Here is a 17,058-nt window from a genome sequence, read left to right on the forward strand (position 1 = left end):
GCCCGGACCGCAGTCTCGTCAGGCCCTGGCAGGCAGGTCGCCGGTGTCCTCGGCCGCCTTGTAGGTGTAGGAGTGGTACGACCCGCTGAGCTTGAGCTCGCTGGATTCGATCACCTCAAGCTGGTCCAGCTCGGTGAATTCGTCGTCGATGAGCATTTCGGGTTTCACCGCGGCCACGGTTCCTCCTCGTGGGAATCTGCCGACAGTCATGGGCTTAACCTGTTCAACGATAGTCAAGCGATTCTTCGCGTCAATAGCCGCTAAAAACGGGCGCGGCCGAGTTGGCATAAATGCCTTTTCCGGCCAACCTCAACGGTGGGCTTTTCCGGCATAATAGGAACAGTGGTCACAGGTCCCGAGTTGACTGCTCAAAGGCGGCCACAGCGGTCGGCAGCGTGGGAAATAGGTGCTCAGGACCGATGGCGGCAGTAAGCCCGTAGGCATCGAGTGAGGTGCGCAGATCCTGCTTGACCCGGGCCATCGCGAACACGATGCCCCGGCGGACCAGTTCGGCGCGCAACGCCTCGACGGCGTCCAAGGCGGTGATATCCACCTCGACGTTGGCCTCGACGTTGAGAACGAACCAGGAGACCGCGCCCTCATGCTGGTCGACGGCGGCCAGAGCGCGGCGCCTGAAATCCTGGGCGTTGGCGAAGAAGAGCGGGGAATCGTAGCGGTAGACGATCAGGCCGGGCACCGTGCGCGCCTCGGGATAGTCGTCGACGTCGTGCATGCCGGCCAGCCCCGGCACGAGGCCCAGGATCGCGTCGTGGGGGCGGGCCACGCGGGCCAGCATTTCGGCCACGGACAGGGCGACCGCGAGCAGCACCCCGTACAGGATGTCGAAGACCAGTACCCCGGCGAACGCACCGAGCGCGAGCAGCAGTTCGCTGCGCCTGAAGGCGGCCAGCCTGCGGAACTCGGCCAGGTCGATCAGCCGGAAGGCCGCGTAGACCACGATGGCGCCGAGCGCGGCGGCGGGGAAGTGGGTGAGCAACGGCCCGGCGAACAACAGCACCGCGACCACTCCCACCAGGGCCACCAGGGAGTACAGCTGGGTGCGGCTGCCCGCCGCGTCGCCGAGTGCGGTACGGCTGCCGCTGCTGCTGACCGGGAACCCGCGCAGCACCCCGGCGCCCACGTTGGCCACGCCGAAGGCGAGCAGCTCCTGGTTGGCGTTGATCTCCTGGTTGTGCCTGGTGGAGAAGGAGCGCGCGGTGAGCATGTTGTCGCTGTAGCCCACCAGGAGCACGCCGAGAGCGGGCAGCACCAGCTCGCTGAACTCACCCAGGGCCGGCATGGCCGGCGTCGGCAACCCGGAGGGGATCGTGCCGACCACCTTGATCCCGTAGCGCTCCAGCCCGAAGACCGTGACGCAGCCGGTGGCCAGCAGCACGGCGAGGAGGGGCGCGGGTGCCCGTGGCCAGCGCCACTGCAGCAGGAACAGGAAGGCCAGGACGGTCGCGGCCAGCAGCAGCGTCCACGGATGCAGCTCCGGCAACCCGCCGGCGAAGGAGACCAGCTGGTCACGGAAGGTGTTGCCGGACACCGAGGTCCTGGTGAGCTTGCCCAGCTGGCTGGCGATCATGATGACCGCCACGCCGGCCAGGTAGCCGACCAGGATGGGCTTGGACAGCAGGTCGGCGACGAACCCGAGCCGCAGCAACCAGCAGACCAGCGCGAGCAGCCCGACGACGACCGCCAGACCGGCCGCGAGCGCTGCGTACCTGGCCGGATCGCCCGCGGCCAGTGGGGCGATGGCGGCGGCTGTCATGAGCGCGGTCGTCGACTCGGGGCCGATCGACAGCTGCCGGGAGGAGCCGAGGAGCGCGTACAGCGCCAGCGGGGCCAGGCTGGCCCACAGCCCGGTCACCGGAGGCAGCCCGGCGACCGTGGCGTACGCCATGACCTGGGGGACCAGGTAGGCGGCCACGGTGAGCCCGGCCAGCAGATCACCGCGCAGCCATTCGCGCTGATACCCGGGCAGAAGTGAGGTCACGTTCTGCTTTGTACCGCACACCGAGGTTCTTAAGGCTCAGGGTGGTCGGGCGGAGAGCACCTGATGTTAGCGGCGGCCCGGCGGCGGATGATGCGTGCAGCAATGCCACCCGTTTCGCTCCCTCCGAACAGGAAGGCATGCCCATGCACCCACCACGCCGGTTATGGCGGCTGGGCCTGATCGCGGTCGTGGCCGCACTCGCCACGACCATGTTGAGCGGCGTTCCGGCCAGCGCAGGACCGCCGACCGTCCGGCCGACCACGCCGCCGACCGTACCGACGCTCACGCCCGTCCCTCCACCCACCATCCCGCCGACCGTGCAGCCGACGACGCCGCCGCTCATCTGGGCGGGGGTCGGTGACAGTTACACGAGCGGTGAAGGCGCGAGCCGGAACCACGTCTACAAGGGAAAGTCGAACGGCGACGAGGACTGGCGGCACCAGAGCGGGCTCGCGCCGTTCCTTCTGGCGTTCAACTACCTGAAAGTGAACCGCTACCAGCTCGGCGACTACACGGTCTTCCCCACCGAGATCCCCACCACGTGGGGCAACGACCGGATGATCTTCAACGCGTCGTCGGGGGCCGAGACCATCCATCTCACCAAGCCGCAGACCGAGTGCAAGAAGTGCACTGCCATCAGGAACGCGCCCCAGCTCCAAGGCATCCCCTCCGACACCAACCTCGTCTACTTCGGGCTCGGCGGCAACGACGCCGACTTCGGGTCGCTGATGTCCACCGCGTTCGACGTGTACTTCTGGCGGTGGACCAGGGCGAACTGGGTCGCCCGGCAGATCCGCGCCGTTCAGATGGAGGTCAACCGGCTGATCAACAAGATGCCGCAGGTCTCGGCGAACGTCGAACAGGGCCTGGTGGAGGTGAACAAGGCCGCGGACAAGGCGGACATCATCGTCGCGCTCTACCCGCTGGCCGTCAAACAGTCCGGCAACTCTGACACCACGCAGATCTCCGGCGCGGCGCTGGACCTGATGTATTCGTTCGCAGCCGAGGTGAACAAGGCGATCAAGGACGCGGTCGACCGGTTCCGCGTCAGGTTCCCGAACGTCAAGGTGCACGTGTTCGACCCGAACACGGCGGGGCCGAACAACACCAGCGTGGTGGCCGGTCACGAGCTCGGCCAGCCGGACTCGTACTTCAACGGGGTGCGCTACCGGGGCAGCATCTTCGCGCAGCTCCGGTTCTTCTCGGCGTACCAGGAGAGCTTCCACCCCAACGAGCCGGGCGCCGTGGCGCTCGGACAGGCGCTGGCGACCTGGATGACCCACGAGTTCCCCGCCTGGTTCCCGAACGGGCCCGATTTCAACCGCGTCCATGTGGACGCGCAGGCCTCCGCCGAGGACCCGGACGCCGACCAGCAGTTCGAGGAATGGGCGCTGGCTCATCCGGATGAGGTGTGCGAGGAGACCGACATCGACAGCATCTGCCACTTCATCAACACGGACGGTGAGGTAACGATCCCGATCGAGGTGGTCCTCAATCCGGTCCCGCTCCAGCCGATCCCCGGAGCGCCCGCGGTCGGCGGCCCAGGCGGCGGCAGCCCTGGCGGCGGCCCGTCACCGTCGACCTGGATTCCGGCCACCTACAGCAGCGCGCCGTCCGGCCTGCCGCCGGGCGGCATCCCGTTCGACAACACCCCCACCTCGGACCCCTGCGAGATCAAGACCGCGGAGCCGGGGTTGCAGGTGACCGTGACGGTCACGACCTCCAGGCTGAGCGGCGGTGGCCTGAGGGAGCCCATGGATCTCACCTGGGTCCAGTTCATGCGGACCGTGAAATCCGACCCCTGCCAGAAGAAGGAGAAGATCGACCCGAAAGACATCCAGCAGATGATCGACGACTGGCTGTCCACGGGCGACAGCGGCTGACCTCCCCATCGCCTTAAAGCCCCGCCTGCACGTCCTGCTCGGCCTGCTGGGCGAGCAGGCGGTGGCGGTTGGCCCGGTTGACCTCCTGCCGGCGCGGATCCGGGATGGGCGCCGCGAGCAGGAGGCGCTGGGTGTACGGGTGCTCGGGGGTGGAGGTCACGACATCCCCGTTCCCGTCCTCGACCAGCTCCCCTCGATACATCACCGCCACCCGATGGCTGATGTAGCGCACGACACCCAGGTCGTGCGACACGAACAAGTAGGCCACACCCAGCGACTCCTGCAGCTCGATCAGCAGGTCGAGCACGGTCGCCTGGGTCGACAGGTCAAGCGCCGACACAGGCTCGTCGCAGACGACGAGCTTCGGTCGCAGCGCGAGTGCCCGGGCGATCGCGACCCGCTGACGCTGGCCGCCGCTGAACTCCCGGGCATAGCGGTCCACGGCGTCTTTCGGCAGTTGAACCTTGTCGAGGAGTTCGCGTACCTGCGCCTGGGCGGCCTGACGCTTGACGCCCGTGATCCAGAGTGGCTCGGTGAGGATGTCGCCGACCGTCATGCTCGGGTTGAGCGAGGTGTAGGGATCCTGGAAGACCACCTGCAGCTCGCGCGCGAGCCCGCGACGCTCACGGCGCGAGGCGTGCCCGATCTCCCGGCCCTCGAACCGGATCGAGCCGCCGGTCACCGGGGCGAGGCCGAGAATGGCGCGCCCGAGTGTGGTCTTGCCCGAGCCCGACTCGCCGACCAGACCGACGGTCTCGCCAGGCTGCACGTTGATCGAGACCCCGTGAAGGGCACGGAACGGTCGCGAGCGGAAACCCTTGGACGGGTACTCGACAACGAGATCCTGAACCTCAAGCACGACCGTCCTCCGTAACCCGGGCGAGCCGAGCGGGCCGCCCGTCGAGCATCGAGCCGAGCAGCGACCGCGTGTAGTCGTGCCGCGGCGTGTCGAAGATCGCCTGTGCGGGCCCGTCCTCGACGATCTCGCCCTGCCTCATCACGAGGACGCGATCGCAGATGTCGGCCACGACACCGAAGTCGTGCGTCACGAACAGCACACCGAGCCCCTTCTCCTGCTGCAGGTCACGGAGCAGGTCGAGGATGTCGGCCTGCACCGTGACGTCGAGTGCCGTGGTCGGCTCGTCGGCGATGAGCAGCTCGGGATCGCAGGACACGGCACCGGCGATGAGGACTCGTTGCGCCATACCGCCGGAGATCTCGTGCGGGAAGGCGCGGTACGTACGGGCCGGGTCCGGGATGCCCACCCGGGCGAGCAGGTCGAGCACGCGGTCACGAGCCGCCGCGCGGGAAAGACCGAGGTGCACGCGGACGACCTCGCTCAGCTGGTTGCCGATCCGGAACGACGGGTCGAGGTTGCTCAACGGCTCCTGCGGGATGTAGCCGATCCGGCGCCCGCGCACGGTACGCAGGAACGAGGCCGAGCGGCCGAGCAGCCGCTCGCCGGCGAGCGCGATCGCCCCGGAGGTGACCTCCCCACCGGTCGGCAGCAGGCCGAGCACCGAGAGCGCGACCTGGGTCTTGCCCGATCCGGACTCGCCGACGAGGCCGACGACCTCGCCGTGCGCGACATCGAGCGAGACCCCGTGTACGACCTCGACGGAGCCGCCGCTGTAGGCGACGCGCAGCTCGCGGACCGAGAGCAGCGCGTCCGACGGAGCCGCCCCGTTCCCGGCCGGGGGAGCCTTGACGCTGCGGCGGCGGCGGACCGGCTTCACGGCGCCGGCCTGCAGGGCGTCCCGCAGACTGCTCGCGACCAGTGCGAGGGCGGACGAGGTCAGGAAGAGGGCGAGGCCGGGCCAGAACAGCATCTGCGGAGCCTGGAAGATGTTGAGGAAGCCCTCGTTGAGCATGGAGCCCCAGCTGGCGGTCTGAGGATCGCCGAAGCCGAGGAACTCCAGTCCGGCCTGGATGTTGATGCAGATCGCCAGCACCATCGCGCTGTGCATGATGAGCGGCCCTCGTACGACGCGGAGCATGTGCCGGGCGATGATCCTGGTGTCGCTCAGGCCGGACACCATGGCGGCGTCGATGTAGAGCTCGTTGCGTACCCCGCTCACCGTGGCACGCACCAGGCGGTAGGCGCCGGGCGCGAGAATGACGCCGAAGATGACCATCGACGTCCAGATGGAGGGGCCGAACGCCGTGCGCAGCGCCAGCAGGACGATGATCGCCGGCAGCGCCTGAAGCAGGTTGGACGTCCACGAGCTGACCGAGTCGAAAGTCCGGCCGTAGTAGCCCGCGATGAGCCCGGCGGGCAGACCGATGACGAGCGAGGTGAGCAGGGCGATGGTCGCGCCGAGCAGGCTGACCTGGGCGCCGTACAGCAGCCGGGAGAGCAGGTCGCGGCCGGCGCTGTCGCCGCCGAGCGGGTGCGCGGCGGAGATCGGGGCGAAGATGTCGTCGAGCGACGACCGGGCTGGGTCCTGCGGGGCGAGCACGGCCGCCAGCACGGTCGCGAGCAGGATGAGCACCAGGACCACCAGCGAGATGACCCCGAGCGGGTCGTGCATCACCTTGCTGATGACGCCACGCCGTGCCGGCACCGCTGCGGGGACCGGGATCGAGAGACTCATGAAAGACGCACCTTCGGGTTGAGCAGGCCGATGGCGAGGTCGACCACGAGGTTGACCAGCACGACGATGGTGGTCATCACCAGGACCACGCCCATGATGACCGGGACGTCGCCGTTGACCGCCGCGTTCGTGGCGGCGAGGCCGAGTCCGGGGAGCGCGAAGATGCGCTCGACGAAGACGGCGCCGCTGAGCGTGCCGATGAAGGTGAGCGCGACGACCGTCAGCGCCGGCGCGCTCGCGTTGCGCAGGACGTGCGCGACGACTCGCCAGGACGGCAGGCCGCGCGCACGGAGCGTCCGTACGTAGTCCTGTTCGAGGACGTCGATCACGGATCCGCGCACCTGCTGCGCCACGCCGGCGACCGCGCCGACCATGAGCGCGACGATGGGCAGGGTGATCGAGGCCAGCCACTGGCCGGGCGAGGCGGTGAAGGCGACGAATCCCGTCGCGGGGAAGAGCCGCAGTTGCAGCGCGAGGTTCGACACGAGCAGCAGCGCGAGCCAGAAACCCGGCACCGCGAAACCGACGATGGCGAGCACCTGAAGCGCGATGTCGAGGACACCCCGGCGGAGCGCGGCGGCGACGCCCAGGGCGAAGGCCAGCAGCGTCGAGACCAGGATCGAGCCGATCACGACGGTGAGGGTGACGGTGGCCCGGCTGGTGACCAGGGAGCCTATGGGCTCCGCCGTGAACCAGGAGCGGCCGAGGTCCCCCACGGAGAGATGCCCGACATAGTCGAAGAACTGGACGTACAGCGGCCTGTTCACACCAAGCTCGGCCGCCTTGGCGGCGACCTGCTCGGGCGTCGCGGTCTCACCCAGGATCTGCCGCGCGGCGTTCGCCGCGTTGCCGAACATGAGCAGGAACGTGAGGGAGGGGACTACCAGGAGCACTGACAGACCCGCGCCGATTCTCTTCGTGAGGAACGCCAACACCTTGACTGCCTGCTTCCTACTTGCCGGCGGGCGCGTAGTTGTAGATCGACGGGATGTTCTGGCTCTTCTGCAGCGTCACGTTGACGGGGCCGGCCACGAAGTACTGCTCCTCGATGAACAGCCAGGGGTCGAACCAGACGTTGTCGATGAGGAACTTGTTGATCTCACCGATGATCTTGGCGTGGTCCTTCTCGGCCGCGGCCGGGTAGGACTCGATCAGCTTGGACAACGTGGGGTCGGTCGTGTGCAGCGGATTCCAGGTGGCCTTCTCGACGAGGTAGTTGTTGATCACGATCCAGTCGGTCGGGCCCGCGCCGAAGACCGCGGGGGACATCGCGTACTTGCCGCTCTGCAGGCCCGCGAGATACTGCGGGATCGTCCCGAGGTTCTCGAATTTGACGCGGATGCCGAGGGCGCCGAGGCTGTTCTTGAAGTTCTCCATCGCGGCGGGCGTGGTGTTCGCGTTGATCGGCAGGGTCAGGTCGAAGCCGTTGGCGTAGCCCGCCTCCGCCATGAGCTTCTTCGCGCCGGCGACGTCGTAGGCGTACGCGTTGTTGAGCGATTCGTCGTATCCCGGGGAGGACTTCCGGAAGATCTGCGTGTCCGGCACGCCGGTGTCGGCCATCAGGGCCTTGCGGATCTGCGGCACGTTGAACGACATGGCTATCGCGCGGCGGACCCGCTTGTCCCCGAGGGCCGGGACGATCTTGCCGGCGCGGTCGAAGAAGATCGTGCCCATCCACGAGATGCTGTCGTCCGGAGTCAGATGTTTGATGCCCGCGGCCGTGGCGGCCTTGCGGTTGTCGGCGCCGGAGAGGTTGGCGGCGTCCACCTGACGGCCCTGGAGCGCGTTCACCAGCGACACCTCGTCAGGGAAGATCTTGAACACGACCTTGGCGAACTTCTGCAGCTCGGGGTTCCAGTACCCCTTACGCGCGGTGAAGGTGTAGGTCGAGCCCTGCACCGTCGCGGCGGTGTCGAGCACGTAGGGGCCCGAGCCGACCGGGGTCGTGGCCAGGCTCTTCGGGTTCTTGAGCGCGGCCGGGCTGGCCATGCGGCCGGCCGCGTCCGAGAGGTTGTAGAGGATGTCGGGATCGGGCTTGGCGTAGGTCAGCGTGATCGTGTCCGGGTCGACGACCTTGACCGAATCGAGGGAGGCGAGCTCACGCGAGAGCGGGCCGGTGCCGTCGTGGAAGTGTTCGAGGCTCGCCTTCGCCGCCTCGGCGTCGAAGGGAGCGCCGTCACTGAAGGTGACCTTGGGGCGCAGGTTGAGCGTGATCGACTTGTTGTCCTCCGAGAGCTTCCAGTCGGTCGCCAGCATGGGGGCGAAGGTGCCGTCCGGCTTGCGCAGGATGAGGGAGTCGTAGGCGGCCTGGGCATAGGGGACGAAGTTGGCGTCGCCGGCCCCGGCGGGGTCGAACGTCTGCGGGGCGATGGTGCTGCCGAGGGTCAGTGTGCTGGTGGCGGCGCCGCCGGAGTTCTGCGGCTGGGTGCCGGAGCAGGCGCCGACACCCATGGTGACGCCGACAGCGAGGGCGGCTGCGACGACGGTGCGGATGTGCATGGATACTCCCTTGTATGCCACTTCAGTCCGTGGCGCGGCGGCGACGGCGTGGCGGGTCTTGCTGAGCACCTGAGCGGTCAGGCTTGGTGGACGATCGACCGCATCGCCTGGGCGATGCGGAGCGCCCGGGCGTCACAGCCGCCGGGCGGTGGCATACGGCGGACGTTGTACCCGAAGCTGATTCCGGTCTCCGGATCGTGGAAGCCGAGCGCGCCGCCCATGCCGTCGTGGCCGAAAGCCCGGAATCCGCCGAAGTGGAGCCCCGGGACGGGCTTCTGGAAGACGATGCCGTAGCGGCGCTCGATCCCGATCACCTCGTCGATGCCGGCCACCTGAGGTTGGGCCAGTTGTTCGATGGTGTCGGCGGAGAGCAGGGGCGCGCTGGTGAGGCCCACGGTGCTCTCCGCGAACAGGGCCGCGATGCCGCGCGCGGACGCGGTCGCGCCGGCGGCCGGCATGCCGATGGCGCGGTCGCGCCGGGCCTGGCGACGACGCTCGTCCTCATCGTTGGGGGACGCGCCGCCCGCCATCACGTAGACACCGAGCTGGCCGGGTGTGCGGGGGAAGGGCGGGGCGGCGGAGCCGGCGACCGGGCGCATCGGCAGCAGGTCGAGAGCGCGCGGTTCGAGCTCCTCGGGAAGGCCCAGATAGAAGTCGAGACCACGCGGCCCGCGGATCTCCTGCTCGTAGAACTCGGCGAGGGTCCGCCCGGTGATGCGGCGGACGATCTCGGAGCCGAGGATGCCGATGGTCACGGCGTGGTAGCCGAAGGCCGAGCCGGGATGCCAGAGCGGGCGCTGCGCGGCGAGCAGTTCGGCACCGCGTACGGTGTCGGCCAGCTCGTCACGGGTCAGCCTGGGCGCGGTCTGCGGCAAACCGGCCTGGTGGGACAGCAGTTGGCGGACGGTGATCGCGGCTTTGCCGGCCGCGGCGAACTCGGGCCAGTAGCGCGCCACTGGGGCGTCGAGGTCGAGCTGCCCGCGTTCGAGGAGGAGGCCGATGCTCACGGCGATCGCGTTCTTCGACACGGAGTAGGGGATGAGCAGGCTCTCCCGGGTGATCTCGGGGCCGATCGCGATGTCGAGCACGAGCTCCGTGCCCGCGTAGGCGGCGATCTGGATGTCGTCGTCGCCGAACTCCCCTCGCTCGGCGATCCCGTCGATGAGCGGGCGGAACGGGGCGGCGACGTATCCGTCGAAGCTCGTCGTGGGGATGGTCATGCGATGGCTCCCTACGTTTCTCACAGTGGCGTGTGAGCAACAGTTATGGGAGATTAAACACTGACCGGTGGTAGGTATGTCAATGATGCCAATGCCCCGGACCTGCGCTTGATCAAGGAAGCTGGAGTCGTACATGCCACCCATCTCGCCGGCGGCCGCCGCTGACACGCTGACCGCGCGGAACGGCACCCGCTTCAGGGATCTGAACGGCAACGGCGCGATGGAGCCGTACGAGGACCCGCGACTCTCCACCGCTGAACGGGTCGCCGACCTGATACCCCGCCTCTCGCTCGCCGAGAAGGCCGGCCTCATGTTCCACACCCAGGTGGTCGCGACCGCTGACGGCCAGGTCTCGAACGTGCCGATTCGACCGGGCCGCGTGGGCGCCGCCGACCTCGTCGGCGGCAAGCTCATCACGCACCTCAATGTCACCGAAATGCCCGGGCCGCGGGAAATGGCGCGCTGGCAGAACGCGGTGCAGGAGCTCGCCGCACGGAGCCCGCACGGCATCCCGGTCACCCTTTCGACCGACCCGCGACACGGTTTCGGGCACAACGCGGCCGCTTCGTTCGCGGCGACCCATCTCTCCGCCTGGCCCGACCAGCTCGGCTTGGGCGCGATCGGCGACGCCGAGCTCGTCCGCCGATTCGGCGACGTCGCACGACGCGAGTACCTCGCCCTTGGCATCCGGGCGGCGCTGCACCCCTCCGTCGACCTCGCGACCGAGCCGCGCTGGGCACGCCAGTACACGACCTTCGGGCAAGACGCCGAACTCGCCGGCCGCCTGGTCGTCGCCTACCTGGAGGGTTTTCAGGGCGCGAGCCTCGGTCCCGGTAGCGTCGCCTGCATCACCAAGCACTTTCCCGGCGGCGGGCCGCAGCTCGACGGCGAGGACCCGCACTTTCCCTACGGGCGCGAGCAGATCTACCCAGGTGGCCGCTTCGAGGAGCACCTCGCGCCCTTCCGCGCCGCGATCGCCGCGGGCACCGCCGGCCTCATGCCGTACTACGGGATACCGATGGCCCTTGAGCTGGAAGGTGAGCCGATCGAGGAGATCGGCTTCGGCTTCAACAGGCAGATCATCACCGGCCTCCTGCGCGAGCGTCTCGGCTATGACGGCGTGGTGTGCAGTGACTGGGGACCCGTCACCGACGCGCTGTCGCCCGACGGGAGCCGCGTCCTGCCGGCACGGGCCTGGGGCGCCGAAGAGCTCACGCCGCGCGAGCGGGTGCGCCGCATCGTGGCGGCGGGTTGTGACCAGCTCGGCGGCGAGGAGTGCGTCGAAATCCTCATCAACCTCGTCGAGAGCGGCGACATTCCCGAGTCGCGGATCGACGAGTCCGCGCGTCGGCTGCTCGCGGTGAAGTTCGATCTCGGGCTGTTCGACGATCCGTTCGTCTCCGAGGAGGAGGCCGTCGCCGTCGTCGGCGCGCCCCGGTTCGTCGCCGAAGGGCTGGCCGCCCAGGCCCGCGCGATGGTCGCGCTCACCCCGCTCGACGCGTTGCCGGTCCGGCCCGCACGGCTCTACCTCGACGGACTCGACCCGGCGGCTGTGGCAGGGGGCGCCGAGATCGTCGACGACCCGCGCGACGCCGACCTGGTCGTGGTCCGGATCGCGGCGCCGTGGGAAGCCCGCGACACGTACATGCTGGAGAGCGGCTTCCACGCGGGCAGCCTCGACTTCGCCGAAGCCGACATCGCCCGGATCCTCGGCCTCGTGGCGGTGGCGCCGACGGCTCTCGTGGTCGGTCTGGATCGGCCCGCGATCCTCACCCCGTTCCTCGACAGCGGGATCACTCTGCTGGCCGAGTTCGGCGCCTCCGACCGCGCGGTGCTCGACGTCGTCCTCGGCGTGGCGGAGCCGGAGGGACGCTTGCCGTTCGACCTGCCACGCTCGATGGCCGCGGTCGAGACGAGCTTTTCCGACGTACCCGGGGACACCGCCGACGCGTTGTTCCGTGCCGGATACGCTGCCAAGAACCTGAGATGAAGGGAACACCGTTGCCCGACAGGGAATCCCCCACACCCTCGCGCCCCGGCCCCTATGACAGCCCGGGCCCTTATGAGAAGGGGCGGGCGAAGCGCCGGGAGATTCTCGACGCCACACTCGAACTGATCGCCGCGAACGGCTACGGCAACATGAGCCTGCAGCAGATCGCCGACGCCGTGAACATCACCAAGGCCGGGCTGCTCCACCACTTCGGCTCGAAGGAGAACCTCCTGACCGAGGTGCTCCGTCGCCGCGACGAACGCGACACCGCCTCCTTCACGGACAGCGCCGCCGCCGGACCGCGCATCACCCGCATCGTCCGGCACAACAGCGAGGTGCCCGGCCTCGTGGAGCTGTACTCGGCGCTGATCCAGGAAGGAGTCGACACGGAGCACCCCGCGCACGACTACTTCAGGGAGCGGTTCCGCCGGGTCGCCGGGAACGTGGTCGCCGACATCAGACACGCCGCTGACACGGGTGAGCTGCGGCCCGGGCTCGACGCCGAGATGCTGTCCCGCGTTCTGATCGCGGTCGCGGACGGTCTCCAGCAGCAGTGGCAGTACGACCGCTCGATCGACATGGCGGCGCATCTCGACTACCTGTGGTCGTTGCTCGGTCCAGCACCGGCTCGGGGCACCGGCCTGCCTGAGGATCCGGCCAACGGGACCGTCACCCCGGCCGACAAGACCGTCACCCCGGCCAGCGGGACCGTCACCCCGGGTGGCACGGCATGAGCGACCGCGGATTCGGGCCGCACAGCCTGCTCGCCGACATTCTGGACCACCCCGAGGCCCGCGGCATCATCCGGCGCACGTTGCCCGGGGTCGTGAACTCGCCGCTGCTGGTGCAACTGCGCCGACGCGCCCTCGGCGACCTCACGGCCGCCGGTCCGTACGCCCGGCTCACCGCCGCGCAGCTCGATGACCTGTGGCGCGAGCTTGCCGTACTCGATTCCGGCGACCCGGGCGTGCGCTCCGATCCGCCGGCGATCATGCCAGATGCCCATTACGAGCAGGCCGGCACGCCTCGCGGCTCGGCCGAGGTGGTCTCCGCACCCGCCGCGGGCGAAGTATGGGCGACCTGGGAGCTCGTACTCGCCGGGCCGAGCCATGGCAATCCGTACGTGGACGTCGAGTTGTCCGCGCGCGCGACCGCCCCCGACGGCTCGACCCGCCGGCTCGGCGGCTTCTACGACGGCGACGGGATCTGGCGCGTCCGGCTGCTGCCCGACCAGGGCGGACGCTGGGTCGTCACGACGGAAGCGACCACGCCCTCCCTCGACGGCGTCACGGTCGAGCTCACCGCGGCGTCCGGTGCCGGTCGAGGGCCGGTGCGGGTGGCGGACCGTCATCACTTCTCGTACGCGGACGGGACGCGTCATCTGCCGCTCGGCACGACCGCGTACGCCTGGACCCACCAGAGCGAAGCGCTGCAGGAACAGACCTTGCGTACGCTCGCCGACTCGCCCTTCACCAAGATCCGGATGGGGACCTTCCCCAAGTCGTATCTCTTCAACGCCAACGAGCCGCCGCTCTATCCGTTCGAGCGGAACAGCGACGGTGAGTGGGACTTCACTCGCTTCAACCCCGCCTACTTCCGCGCTTTCGAGCGCCGGGTCACGGATCTCGCCGCGATCGGCGTCGAAGCCGATGTCATCCTGTTCCACGCCTACGACCGCTGGGGCTTCTCGGACATGGGCACCGCCGCGGACGACCGCTACGTTCGGTATGTGGTCCGGCGACTGTCGGCGTTGCCGAATGTCTGGTGGTCGCTCGCGAACGAATACGACCTGTTGTTCTCGAAGACCGTCGATGACTGGGAGCGGCTGGCCGCGATCGTGGTCGAGGAGGACCCGGTCGGGCATCTGCTCTCGATCCACAACTGCTTCGGCTTCTACGACTACGGCCGGCCGTGGATCACCCACGCGAGTGTGCAGCGCATCGACGTGTACCGCACCGCCGAGAACACCGACCAGTGGCGTGAGCAGTGGGGCAAACCCGTGGTCATCGATGAGTGCGCCTACGAAGGCGACATCGACCAAGGATGGGGCAACATCACGGGTGAGGAGATGACCCGGCGGTTCTGGGAAGGCGCGGTGCGCGGCGGCTACGTGGGGCATGGGGAGACCTACCTCAACGACCGCGAAGAGCTGTGGTGGTCGAAAGGCGGCGAACTCATCGGCTCGAGCCCGGATCGGATCGCCTTCCTCAAACAGATCACCGGGGAATCACCGACCGGTGTGCTCGACCCGCTGCCCAGTGACTGGGACACCCCCTGGGGCGGTGTGGCGGCGCGTTATCTGATCGCCTACTTCGGCTTCAACCGGCCGTCATATCGCGACGTCACGCTGGAGCCCGGCACCGTCTGGACGGTCGACGTGATCGACACGTGGAACATGACCGTCGAAAGGCTGCCCGGCACCTACTCGGGCAGCTTCCGGATCCCGCTGCCGGCGCGTCAATACATGGCGATCCGGCTCGTCGCGGCCGACGGATAGCCAAGATCGCATCGCCGGTCCGGCGGCCAGCCGCACCGCCAGTCAAAGGCGCTTCCACTACGCCCCGTAGTAGCTGGTCACTTACAGGTGAGACGGGGCTCGGCCGCGTAGACGGTGCGGAACTTCTGCTTGCGCTGCACCTTGCCGTCCTGTTTGAAGATGCGCCAGACGTCGATGGCGAAACCCTCCGCCCCGCCCATCGGGATGCACTCAGGGCCGGAGTCGGTGAGGGTGGGGACGGGCTTGACGTCATAGCGGGGAGAGCTCTGCGAGTCGATGTCGAAGCGCTTGGTGCTCCAGAACTGGACGGTGATCGAGGTGCTGGTGTAGGAGGCCTTGATCAGTACGCCGTACGGGGAGTCGTTGCGCCATCTGAAGTCCGGTTGCGGGAAGGAGACCGTGGATTCCCGGCCGGCCGGATAGCGGGAGATGTAGTACTGGTGCGCCATGTGCTGCACATCCTGGAAACCGCCGAAGAACACGGCGTTGAACATGGTGGTGGCGAACTGCGACACTCCGCCGCCGACGTCGTTGACGAACCGGTTGTTCAGGATCATCGGTGCCTCGACGAATCCGCGTGCCTTGTCCCGCTTGCCGACGAGGCCGTTGAGGGAGAACGTCTCGCCGGGTCTGACGACGTAGCCGTCCACGATGTCGGCGATGCGGTGGATGTTGGTCACTCGTGGCGCGCAGCAGGGGTGGTGGGTGGTGAAGGAGCTGACCTGCTCCTTGATGCCGAGCTTCTTGGCCTGGGCGGTGCTCACCCGCGGCTGCGTCTCGGTCACCGGCACGCGTACGCTGCGCTGACCGGCCGCGAGCGCGGCGGCGACGGCCTTGTTGAGCGCCTTGGCGTCGATGCCACGGCCCACGCGCGCCGACGTGACCTGAGGCTTGCCCTTCACAATCTTGAAAGAGGCGTCCTTCGGCCGCTGGCTCGCGGCGACGAGCCGGCTGTCCAGGCCGGCCAGGACGCTCCTCGCGTCGAACGAGGGTGTCATCCGCCCTTGGCCGTCGGCGACGAAGCGCAGCCCCGTGGCCAGTCCCGCCGTGGGCAGTTCCGCTTTCTTGCTGCCGTTGACCAGCGTCAACGGTGCGGCCACAGCGGTGCGGGCCAGGGCGCCGGCGACCCGCTTCACTTCGGACGCCGAGCCCGCGGGCGGGCTCGTACGGACCTTCAGCGTCACCGACGCGCGATCATTCAGGTAGGCCTCTCGTACGGCTCCCGCCGCGCCGGCGCGGTCGAGGGCGCGGCCCGGCTTAGGCAAGATCACCTGCGGTTCGAGCCCGCGGTACCGAATGCTCCCCTCACGGGGCTTGGTGTCTACGCTCCGGGCCAGGTCGGCGAGCTTGGCGGTGAGGCGACGCGCATCGACCGTGACCTGTGGCCGCAGGTCACGGGTGCCACCGAACAGCGAGCGCGCGATTCCTGCCGGCGTGCCGGCGCCGTCGAGCGCGGCCTCGACCGTGGCCTGGGTATCGAAGGTCAGTCCCAGATCGGACGGCACCAGCCGAACCGTCTTACCCGCCGCCGACAGTGCCAGCGGGCGTGCGGCCCGTTTGCTCAGCTCTCGCTCCAGCTTCGAGCGTGCGTCGGCGACCGGCAGACCGCCGATGTCGACGCCATCGACGCGGGTGCCGCGCGGCACCTCACCGGCGAGGGCGATCGCGGGCACGGTGTAGGCGAGCACCGGGACGGCGACCACGGCCGCCACGATGACGGCGACCCGGCCCCGCCGAGGGGCCACGGTGCGCCGGCCGCTCGTTACCGGCTGCGCGGTCTTTTCGTGATCGTTTCGTGATTTCATCATTCGGGGCACATCGTACGGCCGGGCGGAAGGCTGTGGTGGCGTTCTGGCGGAATCCAGCCTGCACTACTAACGACCATCGTAGAAGAGCCGTGACGCGCCGTCGCACCCACACCAGGCCACCCGCGAACGTCCATCCTTGGGCCGAACAGTGCAACCGGTTGTAGTACGTGGAAAATTTTAGCTGGAGGCCAGGTTGGTCGGATTGCCTTGTGGGCTGCAAAAACATAGATCACGATATATCGGTAACGTCTATGTAACGCCTGCAAAGGGTTGACGAAACTTTTGGCGCACCTATAGGAAAGCGCTATCCGATCCCGCCGTGCCCGGGCGGCCTGGAATGAGGGATACATGCGTCCATGACCGATTCAATCCCTATGACCCCGGAACGTGCGCTCGCTCCCCGGCGACCCCACGCCAACCCGCCGGGACGGAGGCGCGCCAAGCGGGTGAACGCTCACAGACGGCGTGAGGCCCGTACGGCCTACGTCTTCCTCGCGCCCTGGTTCGTCGGTCTGTTCGTGATCACGGTTGGTCCGATCCTGGCGTCGCTGTATCTGTCGTTCACCGA

At 68.5% G+C, this 17,058-nt stretch carries 12 protein-coding genes and 1 pseudogene; 5 read left to right on the forward strand and 8 right to left on the reverse strand.

Annotated elements, in window-relative coordinates; all coding sequences use genetic code 11:
- Window positions 1-18: 18 nt before the first annotated feature.
- Window positions 19-177, reverse strand: coding sequence for a hypothetical protein (locus tag AB0B91_RS47205; RefSeq protein ID WP_214635454.1), 159 nt, complete (start codon window positions 175-177; stop codon window positions 19-21).
- A gap of 169 nt (window positions 178-346) precedes the next feature.
- Window positions 347-1,999: a sulfate permease gene (gene sulP, locus AB0B91_RS47210; RefSeq protein ID WP_358335538.1), complete on the reverse strand. Its 1,653-nt coding sequence runs from the start codon at window positions 1,997-1,999 to the stop codon at window positions 347-349.
- Window positions 2,000-2,142: 143 nt separating this feature from the next.
- Between sulP and AB0B91_RS47215 the strand changes: the two genes are divergently transcribed.
- The gene (locus AB0B91_RS47215) at window positions 2,143-3,882 is read left to right on the forward strand and encodes a hypothetical protein (protein WP_358335541.1); all 1,740 of its coding nucleotides are present in this window, start codon (window positions 2,143-2,145) and stop codon (window positions 3,880-3,882) included.
- A gap of 13 nt (window positions 3,883-3,895) precedes the next feature.
- Here the strand turns inward: AB0B91_RS47215 and AB0B91_RS47220 are convergent, their stop codons facing one another.
- The 5 genes from AB0B91_RS47220 to AB0B91_RS47240 form a co-directional block, all read right to left on the reverse strand.
- On the reverse strand, window positions 3,896-4,741 hold the full coding sequence (locus tag AB0B91_RS47220) for an ATP-binding cassette domain-containing protein (protein WP_358335543.1): 846 nt from the start codon (window positions 4,739-4,741) through the stop codon (window positions 3,896-3,898).
- Window positions 4,734-6,476, reverse strand: a complete 1,743-nt coding sequence (locus tag AB0B91_RS47225) for a dipeptide/oligopeptide/nickel ABC transporter permease/ATP-binding protein (protein WP_358335546.1) — start codon at window positions 6,474-6,476, stop codon at window positions 4,734-4,736. The genes AB0B91_RS47220 and AB0B91_RS47225 overlap by 8 nt, the downstream gene beginning before the upstream one ends.
- Window positions 6,473-7,411 (reverse strand): ABC transporter permease, encoded by a 939-nt coding sequence (locus tag AB0B91_RS47230; RefSeq protein ID WP_358335549.1) that lies wholly within the window; start codon window positions 7,409-7,411, stop codon window positions 6,473-6,475. The genes AB0B91_RS47225 and AB0B91_RS47230 overlap by 4 nt, the downstream gene beginning before the upstream one ends.
- Window positions 7,412-7,427: 16 nt before the next feature.
- The gene (locus AB0B91_RS47235; protein ID WP_358335552.1) at window positions 7,428-8,975 is read right to left on the reverse strand and encodes an ABC transporter substrate-binding protein; all 1,548 of its coding nucleotides are present in this window, start codon (window positions 8,973-8,975) and stop codon (window positions 7,428-7,430) included.
- Between the two features lie 77 nt (window positions 8,976-9,052).
- Window positions 9,053-10,195 (reverse strand): serine hydrolase domain-containing protein, encoded by a 1,143-nt coding sequence (locus tag AB0B91_RS47240; RefSeq protein WP_358335555.1) that lies wholly within the window; start codon window positions 10,193-10,195, stop codon window positions 9,053-9,055.
- A gap of 133 nt (window positions 10,196-10,328) precedes the next feature.
- On the opposite strand from AB0B91_RS47240, the gene AB0B91_RS47245 reads away from it, so the two are divergent.
- From AB0B91_RS47245 to AB0B91_RS47255, 3 genes are read left to right on the forward strand one after another with little or no spacing between them, the layout of a single operon-like run.
- Window positions 10,329-12,185 (forward strand): glycoside hydrolase family 3 N-terminal domain-containing protein, encoded by a 1,857-nt coding sequence (locus AB0B91_RS47245; protein ID WP_358335558.1) that lies wholly within the window; start codon window positions 10,329-10,331, stop codon window positions 12,183-12,185.
- A complete protein-coding gene (locus tag AB0B91_RS47250; protein WP_358335561.1) occupies window positions 12,182-12,919 on the forward strand; it encodes a TetR/AcrR family transcriptional regulator in 738 nt (245 codons plus the stop codon). The genes AB0B91_RS47245 and AB0B91_RS47250 overlap by 4 nt, the downstream gene beginning before the upstream one ends.
- The gene (locus AB0B91_RS47255; RefSeq protein WP_358335564.1) at window positions 12,916-14,682 is read left to right on the forward strand and encodes a DUF5605 domain-containing protein; all 1,767 of its coding nucleotides are present in this window, start codon (window positions 12,916-12,918) and stop codon (window positions 14,680-14,682) included. Before AB0B91_RS47250 ends, AB0B91_RS47255 begins: the two co-directional genes overlap by 4 nt.
- Window positions 14,683-14,759: 77 nt before the next feature.
- On the opposite strand, the gene AB0B91_RS47260 is transcribed toward AB0B91_RS47255, so the two are convergent.
- Window positions 14,760-16,427, reverse strand: coding sequence for a VanW family protein (locus AB0B91_RS47260; RefSeq protein WP_358335567.1), 1,668 nt, complete (start codon window positions 16,425-16,427; stop codon window positions 14,760-14,762).
- 419 nt (window positions 16,428-16,846) lie between these two features.
- Between AB0B91_RS47260 and AB0B91_RS47265 the strand changes: the two are divergent.
- Window positions 16,847-17,058, forward strand: a pseudogene (locus AB0B91_RS47265) (ABC transporter permease); the annotation flags it as partial.

The organism is Nonomuraea sp. NPDC049141, from assembly GCF_040648415.1.
In the GTDB taxonomy this organism is placed as follows: Bacteria; Actinomycetota; Actinomycetes; order Streptosporangiales; family Streptosporangiaceae; genus Nonomuraea.